This window comes from Streptomyces glaucescens (assembly GCF_000761215.1).
Taxonomy (GTDB): domain Bacteria; phylum Actinomycetota; class Actinomycetes; order Streptomycetales; family Streptomycetaceae; genus Streptomyces; species Streptomyces glaucescens_B.
In genome coordinates this window covers 6973274-6989957 of the sequence record NZ_CP009438.1, presented here as the reverse complement: position 1 = coordinate 6989957, position 16684 = coordinate 6973274, and the positions used below count along the sequence as shown (strand labels likewise).

The following is a 16684-nucleotide window of genomic DNA, read 5'->3' as shown; positions in this document are numbered from 1 at the left end:
CTCTCCTCGCTGCTGCGGCCGGTCGGGGTTGCTGTGACGATCCTGCGCGACGCGGGGCGAACGGTCGATTACCCCTCGGGTAATGAGCGCGGAGCGCCTTCGGCCGACGGGGCACGGCGCCTCGGCACGAGGGCAAAAAAGAAGGCAAGGAGTCGTCCGCACTCCTCGCCACTCTCAACTTATAGCGCACCGGGGGGCTTGCGGCAAGGCCCCCGTGATGCCGCAGAATCGCCGGCCTGAAGCCAGGGACCTGCAGAAATGGGATTCTCGTGATCGACGTGATCATTGTCGGTGCCGGACCGACCGGCCTCATGCTGGCCTGCGAACTCCGGCTGCACGGCGTGCGCGCGCTCATGCTGGAGAAGCTGACGGAGCCGACCCGGCAGTCCCGGGGGCGGGGCCTGCACACGCGCAGCGTCGAGGTGATGGACCAGCGGGGGCTGCTCGACCGGTTCCTCGCGGTCAGCGAACAGTTCAAGGTGGGCGGTCTCTTCGCCGGCATGGCCAAACCGTGGCCCGACCGGCTGGACACCGCGCACCCCTACGGCCTCGCGACCGCGCAGACCGACACCGAGCGGCTGCTCACCGAGCGCGCCGTCGAACTCGGCGCCGAGATCCGGCGCGGCTGCGAACTGGCCGTGCTGAGCCAGGACGAGCACGGTGTGACGGCCGAACTGACCGACGGCACACGGCTGCGCTCGCGCTACCTCGTCGGCTGCGACGGCGGCCGCAGCACGGTGCGCAAGCAGCTGGGAGTCGGTTTCCCCGGCGAACCCGCGGAGGTCGAGACGCTCCTGGGGGACATGGAGGTGACCGAGGACGCGGCGACGATCGCCGCCGCCGTCGAGGAGGTCCGCAAGACCCAGCTGCGGTTCGGTGCCATCCCCGACGTGGACGGGAACAAGGGGGTGTACCGCATCGTCGTACCCGCCGAAGGGGTGTCCGGGGACCGGACGGCGCCGCCGACGCTCGACGACTTCAGGCGGCAGCTGCGGGCGTACGCCGGCACCGACTTCGGAGTGCACTCACCGCGCTGGCTGTCCCGGTTCGGTGACGCCACCCGGCAGGCCGAGCGCTACCGGGTCGGCCGGGTGCTGCTGGCCGGCGACGCGGCGCACGTCCACCCGCCGGCCGGTGGGCAGGGGCTCAACCTGGGCGTCCAGGACGCGTTCAACCTCGGCTGGAAGCTGGCCGCCGAGGTGAACGGCTGGGCGCCGGAGGGGCTGCTGGACACCTACCACTCGGAACGTCACCCGGTCGGTGCGCAGGTGCTGTCCAACACGCGTGCGCAGATGGCGCTGATGGGGGACGATCCCAGGTCGACGGCGTTGCGGGGACTGTTCTCGAAGCTGCTGGACTTCGAGGAGGTGAACCGCTACGTGACCGAGATGATCACCGCTGTCGGAGTGCGCTACGACTTCGGTGAGGGCCATGAACTGCTGGGCCGGCGCCTGCGGGACGTGGCCCTTGAGCGGGGGCGCCTGTACGAGCTGACGCACCGGGGCCGCGGGCTGTTGCTCGACCGGACCGGCCGCCTCTCGGTGGCGGGCTGGGCGGACCGGGTCGACCATGTCGTCGACGCCTGCGAGGAACTCGACGTGCCCGCGGTGCTGTTGCGTCCGGACGGTCATGTGGCGTGGGTCGGCGCGGACCAGCGGGACCTGGAGGACCGGCTGGCCCGGTGGTTCGGTACCGCCGGCTGAGCCGCACCGGGCGACGGGCGCCCCACGCCCGGCCGGCAGCGCAGCCTCAGCGACTCAACTGGGCTGCAATGCAGGCGAGTTGGCACCGGCGCCTCTTCGTGTACGGCACTGCCGCACCTGGTTCGCGAGGTGGAGCGGACCGTGTTCGCACAGAAGTCCCCTTATCGGCGCGACCGGCGGCCCGTCCCCGGCGGCAGGCCGCTGCGAACCGCCGCGCGGACACTGAAGGGTTGTCTCGGCTCGGCGCTCCCCGCGACAACCAGGTCCTGGCCGTACTATCGCTATCCCACGCTGCATGGCAGCATGTGCGGCCAACTGACCAGCAGCGCGTCGAGAGACGCTCTCGGCGCTACCCGCCTGCGCGCGCAGGCCGTGCCGCAGCCGAGGAAAGGTTCAACCGTCATGCCCGAGAACACCACGGCCCCCAGCGACCTGGCGTCGCAGTACGCCGCCCAGGTGACGACCGACCTCGAACGCAACACCGAGGAACAGAAGCGCATCAGCTCGGAGATCGACGCCCTCCAGGAACAGCTTGCGGTACTGCAGCGCGACCACGCCGTGCTCGTCACCATGCAGCAGGCGCTCGGTCTCGCGCCGGCCGCCCCCGCCACCCCGGAACCGGCGGCCGACCCGGTCGCCGTGCCCGCTCCCCGCAAGAAGTCCTCCGCGTCCGCGGGAACGAAGCGGGCACGGGGCAAGAAGGCGCAGGCCGCGCCCGCTGACGCGAAGGCGGCCAAGCCGGCCGCCCGCAAGGCACCGGCCGCCGCCCGCAAGCCGGACCAGCCGACACTCGTCGACCTCGTCCGGGGCCACCTCGGCGAACTCAGGGAGCCCCGCTCGGCCGCGGAGGTCGCCTCCGCCCTCGGCGAGTCCCACCCCGGGCGGAACATCAAGACGGCCGTCGTGCGCACCACGCTCGAAGCACTCGTGGCGAAGGGCCAGGCCCAGCGCACCAAGCAGGGCACCTCGGTCTACTACACGGCGGCCGACGCCTCCGCCGCCCCGTCCGCACCGCAGTCCGCGCAGCCCGAGGCCGGCGAGCGGCCCGAACAGACCGCGTGACACCTGCCGCGCCGCCCGTGCCCGGCAGGGCGGCGCGCAGGACGGATCGCCCCCTTCCCCGACTCCTCTCCCCGGCTCCCTTCCCCGCGGCGGGCGTACCGGCCTTGACCCTCACACCGTGTCAGGCGGTCAGCTCGGAGACATCATGTTCACCATCGGAGACTTCGCCCGCCACGGTCGCGTCTCGGTCCGGATGCTGCGTCACTACGACGCCACCGGGCTGCTGCGTCCCGCCCATGTCGATCCCGTCAGCGGCTACCGGTACTACACGGCCGCCCAACTGGCCCGCCTCAACCGCGTCATCGCGCTCAAGGACCTCGGCTTCACCCTCCAGCAGGTCGGGGACATCCTGGACGAGAAGGTCGGCGCCGGGGAACTGCGGGGCATGCTGCGCCTGCGCCGGGCCGAACTGGAGACGGACATGGCGGCGGCACGGGCGCGGCTGGTCCAGGTCGAGGCGAGGCTCCGAGCGATCGAGAGCGAGGGGCACATGCCCACGAACGACGTCGTCGTCAAGAGCGTTCCCGCCGTACGGGTGGCCGAGCTGACCGCGACCGCCGAGAGCTACGAACCGGAGCACATCGGCCCCGTCATCGGCCCCCTCTACGACGAGCTGTTCCGGCTCCTGGACGCGGCCGGCGTCACCCCCACCGGGCCCGGTATCGCCTCCTACGAGGACGCGCCGGAGGGCGGCGGCAGGATCAGGGTCCACGCCGCCGTCCAGGTCTCCGCGCCGCTGGGCGACGGCGACTTCCGGGTCCTCGACCTGCCCGCGCTCGACCGGGCGGCGACCATCGTGCACCGCGGCTCGATGGACGCCGTACTGCCGACGGCCCAGACGCTCGCCCACTGGATCGACACCCACGGCTACCGGACCACGGGATACCCCCGTGAGGTCACCCTGGAGTGCCCCGAGAACCGTGCCGACTGGGTGACGGAACTCCAGGCGCCGGTCGCCCAGGACTGACCGGCGCATCGGGCCGCCCCGCCCCGGCGGGCGTGGTGAGGACGCCGGGCCGCCGTGCCGACGGCCCCGGCGTCGTCGGGACGCGGGCGCTCCGGGAGGGCCTCCGGCTCTCCCGGGGCCCCCTCCCGAGCGTCCGGCCGGATCAGGCGCCGGGGAGGACGCCGGTGCGCGCGACCTGGGCGTACCAGCGTGCGCTGGCCTTGGGGATGCGCGTACCGGTCGGGTAGTCCACGTACACGGCGCCGAAGCGCTTGCTGTATCCGTGGGCCCATTCGAAGTTGTCCAGCAGCGACCAGAGGAAGTAGCCGCGCACGTCGGCGCCGTCCCTGATCGCGTCGTGCACGGCGGCCAGGTGGCCGCGGAGGTAGTCGATCCGCTCCGGGTCGTTGACGTTGCCCTCGGGGTCGGCGTAGTCGTGGAAGGCCGCGCCGTTCTCGGTGATGACCAGCGGCAGGTGCGGGAAGTCGGACGACAGCCGCCGCAGCAGCTCGTACAGTCCGCTCGGGTCGATGGCCCAGCCCATGGCGGTGGTGTCGCCCGGCGGCTGGTGGAAGGCGACGTCGTCGGCGCCCGGCCACGGGCTGTACGCGCTCCTGCCGTGCCCGTCGGCGGAGTGGGTGCCGCTGCCGTCGGCCCGGGAGACGAGGGTGGGCGAGTAGTAGTTGACGCCGAGGAAGTCCAGCGGCTGGTGGGCCGCCGCCAGGTCGCCGTCGCGGACGAACGACCAGTCGGTCAGCGCGGCGGTGTCCTTGAACAGGTCCTCCGGGTAGGCGCCGCGCAGCATCGGGCTGGTGAAGACCCGGTTGGCCAGGGCGTCGATCCGGCGGGCGGCGTCGGCGTCCTCGTCGCTGCCCGTGCGGGGGCGGACGTGGTGGATGTTGAGGGTGACCGAGCAGCGGGCGTCCGCGCGGAGCCGGTCGCGCAGGGCCTGTACGGCCAGACCGTGGCCGAGGTTGAGGTGGTGGGCGGCGCGCAGCGCGGCCACCGGGTCGGTGCGGCCGGGCGCGTGCACGCCGGAGGCGTAGCCGAGGAAGGCGCTGCACCAGGGCTCGTTGAGGGTGGTCCAGGTCCGTACCCGGTCGCCGAGGGCGTCGGCGGCGAGGGCGGCGTACTCGGCGAACCGTTCGGCGGTGACCCGTTCCGGCCAGCCGCCCGCGTCCTCCAGGTCCTGCGGCAGGTCCCAGTGGTAGAGGGTGGCGACGGGCTGGATGCCCTTGTCCAGCAGGTCGTCGACGAGACGCCGGTAGAAGTCCAGTCCCTTCTGCACGGCGGGGCCGCGGCCGGTGGGCTGGATGCGCGGCCAGGCGAGGGAGAAGCGGTAGGCGCCGACGCCGAGTTCGGCCATGAGGGCGACGTCCTCGCGCCACCGGTGGTAGTGGTCGGTGGCGATGTCACCGGTGTCGCCGTTGCGCACCCGGCCCGGGGTGCGGGCGTAGGTGTCCCAGATGGACGGGGTGCGGCCGTCCTCGGCGGCGGCGCCCTCGATCTGGTACGCGGCGGTCGCGGTGCCCCAGAGGAAGCCTCTCGGGAAGGTGCGGGAGGCGTCCGGGGCGGACGCGGTCTGCTGCTGTGCTGCGGTGACCACGGAGGTCCTTTCGGGTGAGGAGGGGTGGGGGGACGGGACTCAGCCCTTGACGGCGCCCTGCATGATGCCGCTGACGATCTGCCGGCCGAAGACGATGAACATCACCAGCAGGGGCAGGGTGCCGAGCAGCGCGCCCGCCATGATCAGGGACTGGTCGCGGATGTAGCCGGCGCTGAGCTGGGTGAGGGCGACGGGCACGGTCGGGTTGGTCATGTCGAGCACCACGAACGGCCAGAAGAAGTCGTTCCAGGCGTGCACGAACGTGATCATGAACAGCACGGCCATCGCGGGGCGGGCGACCGGCAGCACGATGCTCCAGAAGATCCGCAGCGAGTGCGCGCCGTCGACGCGGCCGGCCTCGACCAGTTCGTCCGGCAGCGCCTCGGACAGGTACTGGCGCATGAAGAAGACGCCGACCGCGCTCACCAGGGTCGGGAAGATGACCGCGGGGAGCTGCTGAGACCAGCCCAGCTCCGACATCATCATGAACAGCGGGACGACACCGAGCTGCGGCGGCACCATCATGGTACCGATCACCAGCATGAGCAGGACGTTGCGGCCCTTGAAGCGGAGCTTGGCGAAGGCGAACCCGGCGAGCGTCGCGAACATCACCGTGGACAGGGCGATGACCCCGGCCACGATGGTGCTGTTGATCATGGCCTTGCCCATCGCCGCCTCGTCCCAGGCGCGGGCGAGGTTGCTGAACAGGTTCGGGCCGGGCAGGAAGGGCGGCGGGGTCTGGCTGACGCGGGTGTTGTCGGTGGAGGCCGCCACCATCGTCCAGTACAGCGGGAAGATCGACAGGATCGCGGTGATCGCGAGGAGGACGTAGGAGAGCGGTCCGGCGTGGTGCTGGCGTCCGGCGCCCTGGCGCAGCAGCCGGCGGCCACCGCGGGTGGTGGTCTTCCTGGCGGGGGTCCGGACCGGGGCGTCCGCCCGGACCGGGAGGCTTTCGGTGGTCATTGCGGGCTCCTGGTCAGGACGTTCGGGCCGAGCGCAGACGCCGGATCAGGCGCTGTGCCACGAAGACGAGGACGAGCAGCAGGAACATCGCCCAGGCGACGGTCGCCGAGCGGCCCATCTGGTAGTTCTTCCAGCCCTCCTCGTACAGCAGCAGCCCGAGCGTCTGGTACTGGTTGTCGGCGCCGCCGGACACCCCGTTGGGCCCCTGGCCGAAGATCAGCGGCTCACCGAAGAGCTGGGTGGCGCCGATCGTGGAGAGCACGATGGTGAAGACGATGGTGGAGCGGATCCCCGGCACGGTGACGTGGGTGAACTGCTTCCAGCGGGAGGCGCCGTCGATGGCGGCGGCCTCGTAGCGGTCGGCGGGGATGGCCTGCATGGCGGCCAGGTAGAGCAGTGCGTTGTAACCGGTCCAGCGCCAGATCACGATGGTGGAGATCGCGATCTGGGCGGGCCACTTGTCGGCCTCCCAGTCCACCGGGTCGAGACCGACCGCGCCGAGCGCCCAGTTGATCATCCCGAAGTCGCGCTCGAAGAGCATGGTGAAGACCAGGGCGGCGGCACCGACCGAGGTGGCGTACGGCACGAGCGAGGCGACGCGGAAGAACAGCGAGCCGCGCATCCGGTAGTTGAGCAGGTGGGCCAGGCCGAGCGCCATCAGCAGCTGCGGCACCGTGGAGATGACGCCGATGGTGATGGTGTTCCCCAGCGCGTTCCAGAACCGGCTGTCGTTCCACAGCTCGACGTAGTTGTCGAACGCCACCCACTCCATGACGTCCAGGGTGGCCAGTTCGACCCGGTGCAGGGAGATCCACGACGTGTAGACGAGGGGGTAGAAGCTGAAGGCGGCGAAGACGACGAAGAACGGCGCGACGAACGCGTACGGGGCGCCCTTGACGTCGATGCGGTGCAGCAGCGCGCCGCGGCGTCGGGCGTGGGTGGTGGAGGTGGCCACCGCAGGGATTCCTTCCTGGAGCGTACGGAGTGAGCCGGGGCCCGGGCCCGCCGGCGGACGCGGACCCGGGTGGCGGTGCGGGCGCGACGGTCAGCCGACCGCCTTCTCGATGCGCTCCGCGGTGGTCTCCCACGCCTCGTCGCGTGCGGTGCCCTGCTGCTCGATCAGCGTCAGGCCCTGCGAGAAGGTGTCCTTGATGGTGCCGTCCTTACGGCCGAGGACCTGCTTGTCGGGGATCTCCTGGGCCGCGGCGCCGAAGATCTCGCCGATCGGGGCGTTGTCGAAGTACTCCGAGGTGACCTGCTTGACCTCGGGGCTCTCCAGGGCCTGCTGCGAGGAGGGGACGCTGCCCTGCTTCTTGAAGATGTGGGCCTGCTGCTCCGGCGCGGTCAGCCAGGCGACGAGCTTCTTGGCCTCCTCCTTGACCGGGCTCTGCTCGACCACGCCGAGGAAGGAACCGCCCCAGTTGGCGCCCTTCGGTGCCTTGGCGACGTCCCACTTGCCCTTGTTGGCCTCGCCCGCCTTCTCGCCGATGTGGCCCAGCATCCAGGCCGGGCAGACGGCGGTGGCGAACGTGCCGTTGGCCAGGCCCGGGTCCCAGCCGGGCTGGAACTGGCGGAGCTTGGCGGTCAGACCGGCCTCGGCCGCGTCGGCGGCGAGGTTCCAGGCCTCCTTGACGGCCGGGTTCTTGTCGTAGATCAGGTCGCCCTCGGCGTTGTAGTACTGCTCGGGGTAGCCGTAGACCATGGCGTTGAACAGGCCGCTGGCCGCGTCCATGTACGCCACGTCACCGCCCTTGAAGTCCTTCTTGAAGGTGCGGCCGACCTCGACGTACTTCTTCCAGTCGCCCTCCCACAGCTTGGCGACCTCCTCGCGGTCGGTGGGCAGTCCCGCCTGCTCGAAGTAGTCCTTGCGGTAACAGACGGCCATCGGGCCGATGTCGGTGCCGAGGCCCAGCACCTTGCCGTCCTCGGTGGTGATCTGGGACTGCTTCCACGGCAGGAAGTGGTCGGTGCCCGGCACGTCGGCGAAGTCCGCGAACTTGTCGGCCTGGGTGTCGACGATCTCCTTGGCGCGGCCGATCTCGATGCCTTGGATGTCCTTCAGGCCCTTGCCGCCGGCGAGCCGGGTCTGGAGCGCCGTGTAGTACGTCTGCTCGTCGCCGGCTATCTCGGCCTTGATGTCGACGTTCGGGTTCTCCTTCTCGTACTGCTCCAGCAGGCCGGTCTCCTTGAAGCCCATCACCCCGTACATGCCCATGGTGATGACGACCTTGCCGTCCTTCTTGCCTCCGCCGGTCGCGGACTCGTCGCTGCCGCTGCAGCCGACGGCCAGCGAGAGCGCCCCGGCGGTGGCGAGGGCCGCGACGGTTCTTCTGCGCGAGGAGCTGTGCAGGGTTGCCATGGTGTGTTCCTCCAAGGGGCGGCACGAGACGCACCGGAGCGAGGGGTGCGGCGAGTGCGCCGATGACTACGGCGGGTGACTTTTGTAGGTGGGCACGTTCCCACTTGAGGGTGGGAACGTGCCCACCAGTGGAGTGAAGACTCGTGGCAGCGCCCGGCTATGTCAATGACTTGAAAACAATTCGCGCCCCCGCCGGGGTCGGCCGTTCGCCTCGCGACTGCCGGACCGGTGCTGTCCCCGCCCCGGGGTCTGCCACAATTGCCGCTGGTCACGTCCGCGGCAGGTGCCGTCGCGGCCGCCGCCGGGAGGAGCACATGCCAGGGAACCGCCGCCCCACGATCAAGACGGTCGCCGCCCACGCCGGGGTGGGAAGGACCACGGTCTCCCGCGTCATCAACGGCTCCGAACTCGTCAGCGCCGACGCGCGCGCCCGGGTCCTGGCGGCGATCAAGGAGCTGAACTACGTTCCCAACTCGGTGGCCCGCGGGCTCGTCACCAACCGCACCAACGCGGTCGCCCTGGTCATCCCGGAGTCGGAGAGCCGGCTCGGCTCGGAACCCTTCTTCGCCGCGCTCATCCGCGGCGTGAGCGGCGCGCTCTTCGAGACCCGGACCCAGCTCCAGCTGATGCTGGTGCGCGACCGGGCCGAACGGGACCAGCTCACCGCGTCCGTCGCGACCCGCCGGGTCGACGGCGTCCTGCTGGTCTCGGTCCACGCCCACGACCAACTCCCCGGTCTGCTGGAGGAGTTGGGTCTGCCCACGGTCCTGGCCGGGCGGCGGGACGAGCGGGAGCGGCTGAGTCACGTCACCTCCGACAACGCCGGGGGCGCCGCCGCCGCGGTCCGGCATCTGCTGGAGCGCGGCCGGCGGCGGATCGCCACCGTCGCCGGGCCGCTCGACATGGACGTCGGCCGCAGCCGGCTCGCCGGCTGGCACGACGCCCACCGCGAGGCCGGGGTCCCCGCCGACGAATCCCTCGTCGAGGTGGGCGACTTCACCGAGGAGGGCGGACGCCGCGCGATGCGTTCGCTTCTTGAACGTGCGCCGGATCTCGACGCCGTGTTCGCCGCGTCCGACCTCATGGCCGTCAGCGCCCTGGCCGAACTGCGCCGCCAGGGACGGCGGGTGCCGGACGACGTCGCCGTCGTCGGTTTCGAGGACTCCGTGCTCGCCCGCCACACGAACCCGCCGCTGACCACGGTCCGCCAGCCCGTGGAGGAACTCGGCCGGACGATGGCGCGGATCCTCCTCGACGAGATCACCGGAGCCGGCCGCTCCGCCCAGCGACTGACGCTTCCCACCGAGCTGGTGGTGCGCGAGTCGTCCTAGGGGCGTCGCTCACTGCCGCCCGGGGCATCCAGGTCTTCGCGGGGTGGGGAGCCTCCGGGGGCTGCGCCGGGGCGGGCGGGAACGGCGGCCGGGCCGTCACCCGAGGACGAGCGGGAGTCTCCCGGCTGTCTCGCCCAGTTCGGCCCGCTCCGTCTCGGTCGCCGCGCGGCGCCCGGTGCCGACCAGCAGTGCCGTCGTGTCGGAGAAGGCCGCGGGGAAGCCGGTTCCGGCGATCCTCTCCAGCATCTCCCGGGACCGGGCGAGCCCTTCCGCGGGCGGCCCCGCGACGTGCGGGAGGTGTGCGGTCAGGTCGAGGTGGTGCAGTGTCCACTCCAGGACGTACGCGCCGAGGTAGTCGCCCGCGGTGAGGGCCTGGCCGCGGGTCTCCACCCGGAGGGCCGGATCGGCGAGTTCGGCGGCGCGGCCGGCGGCGGAACCGACGTCGTCGAGGTGGAAGGTGAGCAGGCCCGGATCCTGGTAGGCGGCGGCCAGCCGGACCGTCAGCGCGTCGAGCGGGTCCGCACCGGAGGGCGGTGTGCGGGTGACCTCCCAGTAGGTCACGGCGTCGCGGGTCGGCTCCCTCGTGGTGGGGGTGACGAGGGTGATCAGGACGTCCTGCGCGTCGATGACCAGATGGCACACCAGGTCCCGGACCAGCCACCCGGCGCAGCCCGACGGCTGTGCGAAGTCCTCGTCCGCGAGTTCCGCGACGGCCCCGCGCAGCGCCGCCCATGAGTGTGAGAAGAGGTCCACGTCGGCACGCTAGTGCGGTGCCCGGAGACGGACAAGCGTGTCGCCGGGCGGTCGCCTCGGTCCGTTCCGGGGGCCCGTCGGTCGTGACCCGTCCCTGTCGGCCGGTCGGGGCCGGTCGGTGGCCGGTCGGTGGCTGGTCAGTGCCCGGTCAGCGGCCGGTCGAAGGCCGGTGGCGTCCAGGCCGCGTGTCGCAGGATGGTCCGCAGCGTCGCCCCGGAGGGGGCCAGCCGCATGGCCGTGTTGCGCAGCGCGACGGCCGCCGGGTGGGCGAGCTGCTGGCCCAGGCGGCCCGCCCGGCGGGCGGCGCGTGCCACGGACTGGCTGCGGGGGCGGCGTTCGGCGTCGTAGCGGGCCAGTGCCGCGTCGACGGCGGGTTCGGTGGCGAGCGCGGCGGTCAGGGTGACGGCGTCCTCCAGGGCCTGGCAGGCGCCCTGGCCCAGGTTCGGGGTCATCGCGTGGGCCGCGTCGCCGAGGAGGGCGATCCGGCCGGAGACGAACGCGGGCAGGGGGGTGGCCAGTTCGTACATGTCGTGGTGGAGGACGGCCTCGGGCCGGGTCGCGCCGAGCAGGGCGGGGATCGGATCGTGCCAGTCGTGGAAGCGGCGGCGCAGCGCGCGCAGGGGGTCGGCGTGCCGTATGCCGGGCGGTGAGGTGAGGACCGCGTGCCATTCGGCGCGGCCGTCGGTGAAGGCGATGTGGCCGAACTCCGCGCCACGGCCCCAGGTCAGCGCGAAGTCGTCCGCCAGGTCGACGGGGTGCTCGGTGATGGCGCGCAGCACGGTCGAGCCGCTGTAGGCGGGGCCGGGGTGGCGGGGGAAGAGCCCGGCGCGCAGCCGGCTGTTGACCCCGTCGGCCGCCACGACCAGGTCCGCGTCCAGCGCCTTGTCGCCGGTGGTGACGGTGACTCGGTCGCGGGCGGCGTGGTTCGCGGCGGTGGCCTCGGCGCCGACCAGCAGGCACCGGGCGGGCAGTGCCTCGCGCAGCAGCCGGTGGAGGACGGCGCGGGGGATGCCGACGATGGGCGTGCCCAGCTCGCGCTCCAGGGCCGCTCCGTCCATCCGGGCCAGCCGGCGGCCGGTGGGGGTGCGGGTGCCTCCCGTGTACTGCGGGCGGGCCGCCGCGCGTACGGCCGCGCCGACGCCGAGGGCGTCCAGGGCACGCAGCCCGTTCGCGTGCAGGGAGATGCCCGCGCCGGCGTCGGCGAGGGTGGCGGCGCGTTCCAGGACCGTGACGTCCCAGCCGATGAGCCGCAGGCCGATGGCGGTGGCCAGCCCTCCGATGCCGCCCCCGACCACCACCGCAGTGGCGTCGCCCATGCCAGGCCCCCTTTCCGTCCGCCCCACCGGGCTTCTACAGATGTAGAAGGAGCGTACTGCACACCGGCGCGGGCCCTCTACAGGTGTAGAAATAGGGTGTGGCCACCGATCGACGCACCCTCCTCGCCGACGCCGCCATCGGCGTGCTCGCCGACATGGGGACACGAGGACTGACCCACCGCGCAGTGGACCGGGCCGCCGGTCTGCCGTCCGGCACCACCTCCGCCTACTACCGCACCCGGCAGGCGCTGCTGACCGCGCTGGTCCGGCGGCTGGTCGACCTCGACCAGGCCGAACTGGAGTCGGCGGGCGCGGCCGCTCCGGTGCCGCGCGACGCCGGCGAACTGGCGGCCCGTATCGCCGCCCTCGCCGAACGGCGCCTCACCGGGGACGGCCGGCGGCGGACCCTCGCCCGCTACGCGTGCGCCATCGAGAGCGTCCGCCATCCCGAGCTGCGGGACATCCTCGTACCGCGCGAGAACGCGGCGCGCGCGGCCGTGCACGACTTCCTCGCCGCGCGGGGCGTCGCGCACCCGGAGGAACGCACCGTCACGCTGCTGACGTGCGTGGACGGACTCGTCTTCGACCGCCTCGTCAACGGCGGGGAGGTCGGTGAGCGGGAGGTGCTCGGGCTCGTGGCGGCGGCCCTGCGCTGAGCCGCCCGGTTCAGCGCAGGTGGGCGAAGACCACGAGGTTGTCGGTGTAGTCCTTCACCGTACGGTCGTAGTCGCCGGCGCAGGTGATGAGCCGGACCTGGGCGTCGGGGGTGTCGGCGTACACCCGGTCGTCGGGGAAGTGGTCCTTGTCGAACGTCTCGACGCTGTCGACCACGAAGGACGCCCTGCGCCGGTCGGCTCGCTCGACGTGGAAGACGTCGCCCTTCCTCAGCTCCCCGAGGTTCACGAACACGGCCGGGGACGTCACCGTGTCGACGTGCCCGGCGATCACCGACGTACCGGCCTCCCCCGGCGACGGTCCGTCGGCGTGCCAGCCCACGAGGTTGACGTCGTGGGCGGGCGGGGCTTCGAGCTGCCCCTTGGGGCCGATGCCCAGCTCGGTGAAGGGGGCGTCGACCGAAATCTTCGGGATGAGCAGCCGAACGGGCTTCGAACGCGGCAGGTACTTCCCGGTCCCCCGCGACCGCGGCGGCCCGGCCTCCCGGTCCGTCTCGTGAGCACCGGCCGGCTGTCCGGCGGGCGGAGCCGACTCGGCGGACGCCACGACGTCCCGGGGCGCGGGGAGGGCGCCGGGCGGCGTCTGGTGCCGGCCGATCAGACTCGTGGCGAGGATCAGGACGGCCGCGGCGCTCATCAGCAGCACGCCGCCACGCGATCTCTGCCCGTCCGGGGCGGGGTCGTGATCGGCGTGACGGGGTGAATCAGCCGGCATGGGGGAAACCACCTCGCTAGGGCACGGCAGCGCATCGGACAGGGTGACGGGGGGAGCCACCGGCCGGGCCGCCACGCGGCACGCGCGTGGCGGCCGCAGCGGCTATCGCAGCGGGCACGGGGTCAGGCCGCGCCGCCGGCCGCCTTCCTGCGGCGGATGGCGTACAGGCCGGTGCCGGCGACGGCGAGGACGGCCATGCCGCCCGCGCTCACCGACGGCCCGGCGAGGGCGCCGCCTCCGGTGTGCACACCACCGCGGGGCTTCTCGTGGTCACCGCCCCAGTCGTCCTTCTCCTTCCAGGAGCCCTTGTCGTGCTCGTCCTTGTAGGAGCCGGAGTCGTGGCCGCCGTCCTCGTACGAGCCCGAGTCCTCGCCACCGTCCTTGTACGAGCCGGAGTCGTGGCCACCGTCCTTGTAGGAGCCGGAGTCGTGGCCGCCGTCCTTCTCGTGCTCCTTGCTGTACGAGGAGTCTCCGTGGTCCGAGCCGTTGCCGACGGCCGCGTAGGCGCCGGGCGCGCCGAGGGCGAGGGCCGCCGAGGCCCCCGCGACGGCCACGAGCATGCGAGCAGAACGCATCTGATGATTCCTTCCGCCGACGGCCGGGCAGCTGGCACTCGGTCAGCTGACCAACCCGGCCCTCGACGTGCTCAACCGTCGGCCAGTCGGCTGCCCGCCGCTACTCGGGGCGATCAGTCGGGTGAGCCCGGACACCACCGGGCGGATGACGTCGCCGGGGGCGTGAAGCGGGCGGAACGCCGCACCCGGGCGCCGCTCCGTCCCCCCGCACTCCCTCCCCCACCAGGTGTCCCGCGGGTCCCGAACCGCCGATCGCCGCGGGTCGGCCACTACGCTGGATGCCGGATGCCCGGCGCGGCGCACCCGCGGACCTGTCCGCCCGGGCACCGGGACGCTCGGACGACCGGGCGCTCGGGCCCCCGGGCACTCGGGCGACCGGGCAGCCCGGGCGCGGCCGTACGGTTCGGGAGGCACCCCTTGGAGTACTACGATCTCGGCACTCACACCCGTCCGGTGACGACCACGTCGGCGGAGGCCCAGCTCTGGTTCGACCGCGGTCTGGTCTGGACGTACGCCTTCCACCACGAAGAGGCCGTCCGCTGTTTCGAGGCGGCCGTCGTGGCCGATGCCGACTGCGCCATGGCGCACTGGGGCATCGCCTACGCGCTCGGCCCCAACTACAACAAGCCGTGGGAATTCTTCGACGACGGGGAACTGGCCCGGACCGTCGAACGCACCCACGCCGCCGCCGAACGGGCGAACCGGAAGGCCGCCGGTGCCGCACCCGTCGAGCGGGCGCTGATCGGCGCGCTGCGCGCCCGCTACCCGCGGTCCCGGCCCGCCGAGGACTGCTCGGTGTGGAACACGGCCTACGCCGACAGCATGCGCGCCGCCTACGAGCTGGCCCCCGACGACCCGGACGTCGCCACCCTGTACGCCGACGCGCTGATGAACCTCACGCCGTGGCGGCTGTGGGACCTGCGCACCGGTGAGCCCGCCGAGGGTGCCCGCACACGCGACGCCCGGACCGTCCTCGAACGCGCGCTCGGCACCCCGGGCGGGCGCGATCACCCGGGCGTGCTGCATCTCTACATCCATCTGATGGAGATGTCCCCGGCCCCCGAGACGGCCCTTCCGGTCGCCGACCGGCTGCGCGGCCTGGTGCCGGACGCCGGCCACCTCCAGCACATGCCCTCGCACATCGAGGTGCTGTGCGGCGACTACCGGCGGGTCGTGTCCGACAACAGCGCGGCGATCGCCGCCGACGAGAAGTTCCACGCGCGCGCCGGGGCGATGAACTTCTACACGCTGTACCGGTCGCACAACTACCACTTCAAGATCTACGGCGCGATGTTCCTCGGCCGGTCCGAGGTCGCCCTGGAGACGGCCGCCCGGCTCGAGGTGTCCATCCCGGAGGAACTGCTGCGGGTGCAGAGCCCGCCCATGGCCGACTGGCTGGAGGGCTTCCTCGCCATGCGGGTGCACGTGCTGATCCGGTTCGGCCGCTGGGCCGACATCCTCGGTCTGCCGCTGCCCGAGGACCGGGAGCTGTACAGCGTGACCACCGCGATGCTGCACTACGCGCGCGGCGTCGCCCTCGCGGCCACCGGCCGGGTCCCCGAGGCCGAGACCGAGCGGGAGCTGTTCCGCGCGGCCCTGCGCCGGGTCCCCGGCACCCGGACGCTGTTCAACAACGCCTGCACCGACATCCTCGCCATCGCCTCCGCCATGCTCGACGGCGAACTCGCCTACCGCAAAGGCGACTTCGACGGGGCGTTCGCCGCACTGGAGCGATCCGTCGACCTCGACGACAACCTGCCGTACGACGAGCCGTGGGGCTGGATGCAGCCCACCCGGCACGCCCTGGGTGCCCTGCTGCTGGAGCAGGGACGGGTCGCCGAGGCCGAGGCCGTCTACCGGGCCGACCTCGGCCTGGACGACACCCTGCCGCGCGCCTGCCGGCACCCCGGCAACGTCTGGTCGCTGCACGGTTTCCACGAATGCCTGCTCCGGCAGGGCAGGACGGCCGAGGCGGGCATCATCGCCCAGCAGCTGAAGGTCGCCACCGCCCTGGCGGACGTTCCCGTGGCGGCGTCCTGTTTCTGCCGCACCGGCACCACGGCGGCGGCCGCACCACCCGCGCACTGCTGCGGGGCAGAAGGTGCGGAGGGTGCGGGGAAGGCAGCTGGGTGAGGCCGCGGCCGCCGCGTACGGGCCCGTAGCGCGGCACTGGGGGCGGACGGCACCCGTACCGGCCGCGACGGGCGGGAGCGGTCCGGGCCGTCCACCGGCACGTGGTGCGCCCCTCACCGGCACCGCCCGGGTGCGCGGACGCCGCAACCCGGGGACGACATGGAGGTGGTGACCGGGCGGGCGACGGGTCAGGGCCGGCGGCCCACGGGTGACGGCCGGACAGGGGCGGGCGCCGGGCAGGGAGCGGTTCCGGTACCCGTGGCCGCGTCGGACCCGTGGTGTACGCCCGTCAGGCGGGCCCGGTCACGCTGCGTGGCCGGGCGGCGGCCCGTAGGGGTCCGCAGGTGTGGAGGCGCGCCGGAGGCGAAACGCCGGTGCCCCGGTCGCCGGCCGGCGCCGGTGGTTCCGTCTCACCCTCCGGCCCCGGCGGCGCGGCTGCCCCCGCGTCACCGGTGCGACGGGGTGAAGGATCCGCGGCCCGCGCCCCCGCACGGCGGTGATGCCGGCGCCGAGCGGGCGGAGTTCACCCGGTATTTCCGTCCAGGGCC

14 protein-coding genes are annotated in these 16684 nt (G+C 72.7%); 6 read left to right on the top strand and 8 right to left on the bottom strand.

Annotated features, from left to right (window positions below; genetic code table 11):
- Window positions 1–269: 269 nt before the first annotated feature.
- From rox to SGLAU_RS30230, 3 genes are all read left to right on the top strand, one after another.
- Window positions 270–1703: a rifampin monooxygenase gene (gene rox, locus SGLAU_RS30240; RefSeq protein WP_043505747.1), complete on the top strand. Its 1434-nt coding sequence runs from the start codon at window positions 270–272 to the stop codon at window positions 1701–1703.
- Between the two features lie 402 nt (window positions 1704–2105).
- A complete protein-coding gene (locus tag SGLAU_RS30235) occupies window positions 2106–2765 on the top strand; it encodes a hypothetical protein (RefSeq protein ID WP_043505746.1) in 660 nt (219 codons plus the stop codon).
- A 145-nt stretch (window positions 2766–2910) separates the two neighbouring features.
- Window positions 2911–3732, top strand: a complete 822-nt coding sequence (locus SGLAU_RS30230) for a MerR family transcriptional regulator (protein WP_043505745.1) — start codon at window positions 2911–2913, stop codon at window positions 3730–3732.
- A gap of 142 nt (window positions 3733–3874) precedes the next feature.
- Here SGLAU_RS30230 and SGLAU_RS30225 read toward each other — a convergent pair whose 3' ends face one another.
- The 4 genes from SGLAU_RS30225 to SGLAU_RS30210 all read right to left on the bottom strand — a co-directional run bounded on the left by SGLAU_RS30225 (window position 3875) and on the right by SGLAU_RS30210 (window position 8639).
- Window positions 3875–5317: a GH1 family beta-glucosidase gene (locus SGLAU_RS30225; protein WP_043505744.1), complete on the bottom strand. Its 1443-nt coding sequence runs from the start codon at window positions 5315–5317 to the stop codon at window positions 3875–3877.
- A 39-nt stretch (window positions 5318–5356) separates the two neighbouring features.
- On the bottom strand, window positions 5357–6280 hold the full coding sequence (locus SGLAU_RS30220) for a carbohydrate ABC transporter permease (protein WP_043505743.1): 924 nt from the start codon (window positions 6278–6280) through the stop codon (window positions 5357–5359).
- 13 nt (window positions 6281–6293) lie between these two features.
- Window positions 6294–7244 carry a carbohydrate ABC transporter permease gene (locus SGLAU_RS30215; RefSeq protein ID WP_043505742.1) on the bottom strand — a complete coding sequence of 317 codons (951 nt, stop codon included), beginning with the start codon at window positions 7242–7244 and terminating at the stop codon, window positions 6294–6296.
- A gap of 81 nt (window positions 7245–7325) precedes the next feature.
- Window positions 7326–8639 carry an ABC transporter substrate-binding protein gene (locus SGLAU_RS30210; protein ID WP_043505741.1) on the bottom strand — a complete coding sequence of 438 codons (1314 nt, stop codon included), beginning with the start codon at window positions 8637–8639 and terminating at the stop codon, window positions 7326–7328.
- A gap of 314 nt (window positions 8640–8953) precedes the next feature.
- Between SGLAU_RS30210 and SGLAU_RS30205 the strand changes: the two genes are divergently transcribed.
- Entirely contained in the window at window positions 8954–9970 is a 1017-nt protein-coding gene (locus SGLAU_RS30205; protein WP_043505739.1) for a LacI family DNA-binding transcriptional regulator, read from the top strand.
- 96 nt (window positions 9971–10066) lie between these two features.
- Here SGLAU_RS30205 and SGLAU_RS30200 read toward each other — a convergent pair whose 3' ends face one another.
- Together SGLAU_RS30200 and SGLAU_RS30195 are read right to left on the bottom strand one after the other, a co-directional pair.
- Complete coding sequence (locus tag SGLAU_RS30200) at window positions 10067–10723, bottom strand: maleylpyruvate isomerase N-terminal domain-containing protein (protein WP_043505738.1); 657 nt, start codon at window positions 10721–10723, stop codon at window positions 10067–10069.
- A 137-nt stretch (window positions 10724–10860) separates the two neighbouring features.
- A complete protein-coding gene (locus SGLAU_RS30195; RefSeq protein ID WP_043505737.1) occupies window positions 10861–12039 on the bottom strand; it encodes an FAD-dependent monooxygenase in 1179 nt (392 codons plus the stop codon).
- Window positions 12040–12137: 98 nt separating this feature from the next.
- On the opposite strand from SGLAU_RS30195, the gene SGLAU_RS30190 reads away from it, so the two are divergent.
- The gene (locus SGLAU_RS30190; protein WP_043505736.1) at window positions 12138–12695 is read left to right on the top strand and encodes a TetR/AcrR family transcriptional regulator; all 558 of its coding nucleotides are present in this window, start codon (window positions 12138–12140) and stop codon (window positions 12693–12695) included.
- 10 nt (window positions 12696–12705) lie between these two features.
- Here SGLAU_RS30190 and SGLAU_RS30185 read toward each other — a convergent pair whose 3' ends face one another.
- On the bottom strand, window positions 12706–13428 hold the full coding sequence (locus tag SGLAU_RS30185; protein ID WP_052413962.1) for a class F sortase: 723 nt from the start codon (window positions 13426–13428) through the stop codon (window positions 12706–12708).
- 122 nt (window positions 13429–13550) lie between these two features.
- The gene (locus SGLAU_RS30180) at window positions 13551–14003 is read right to left on the bottom strand and encodes a hypothetical protein (protein WP_043505734.1); all 453 of its coding nucleotides are present in this window, start codon (window positions 14001–14003) and stop codon (window positions 13551–13553) included.
- A gap of 417 nt (window positions 14004–14420) precedes the next feature.
- On the opposite strand from SGLAU_RS30180, the gene SGLAU_RS30175 reads away from it, so the two are divergent.
- A complete protein-coding gene (locus tag SGLAU_RS30175; RefSeq protein ID WP_043505733.1) occupies window positions 14421–16136 on the top strand; it encodes a tetratricopeptide repeat protein in 1716 nt (571 codons plus the stop codon).
- Window positions 16137–16684 lie beyond the last annotated feature (548 nt).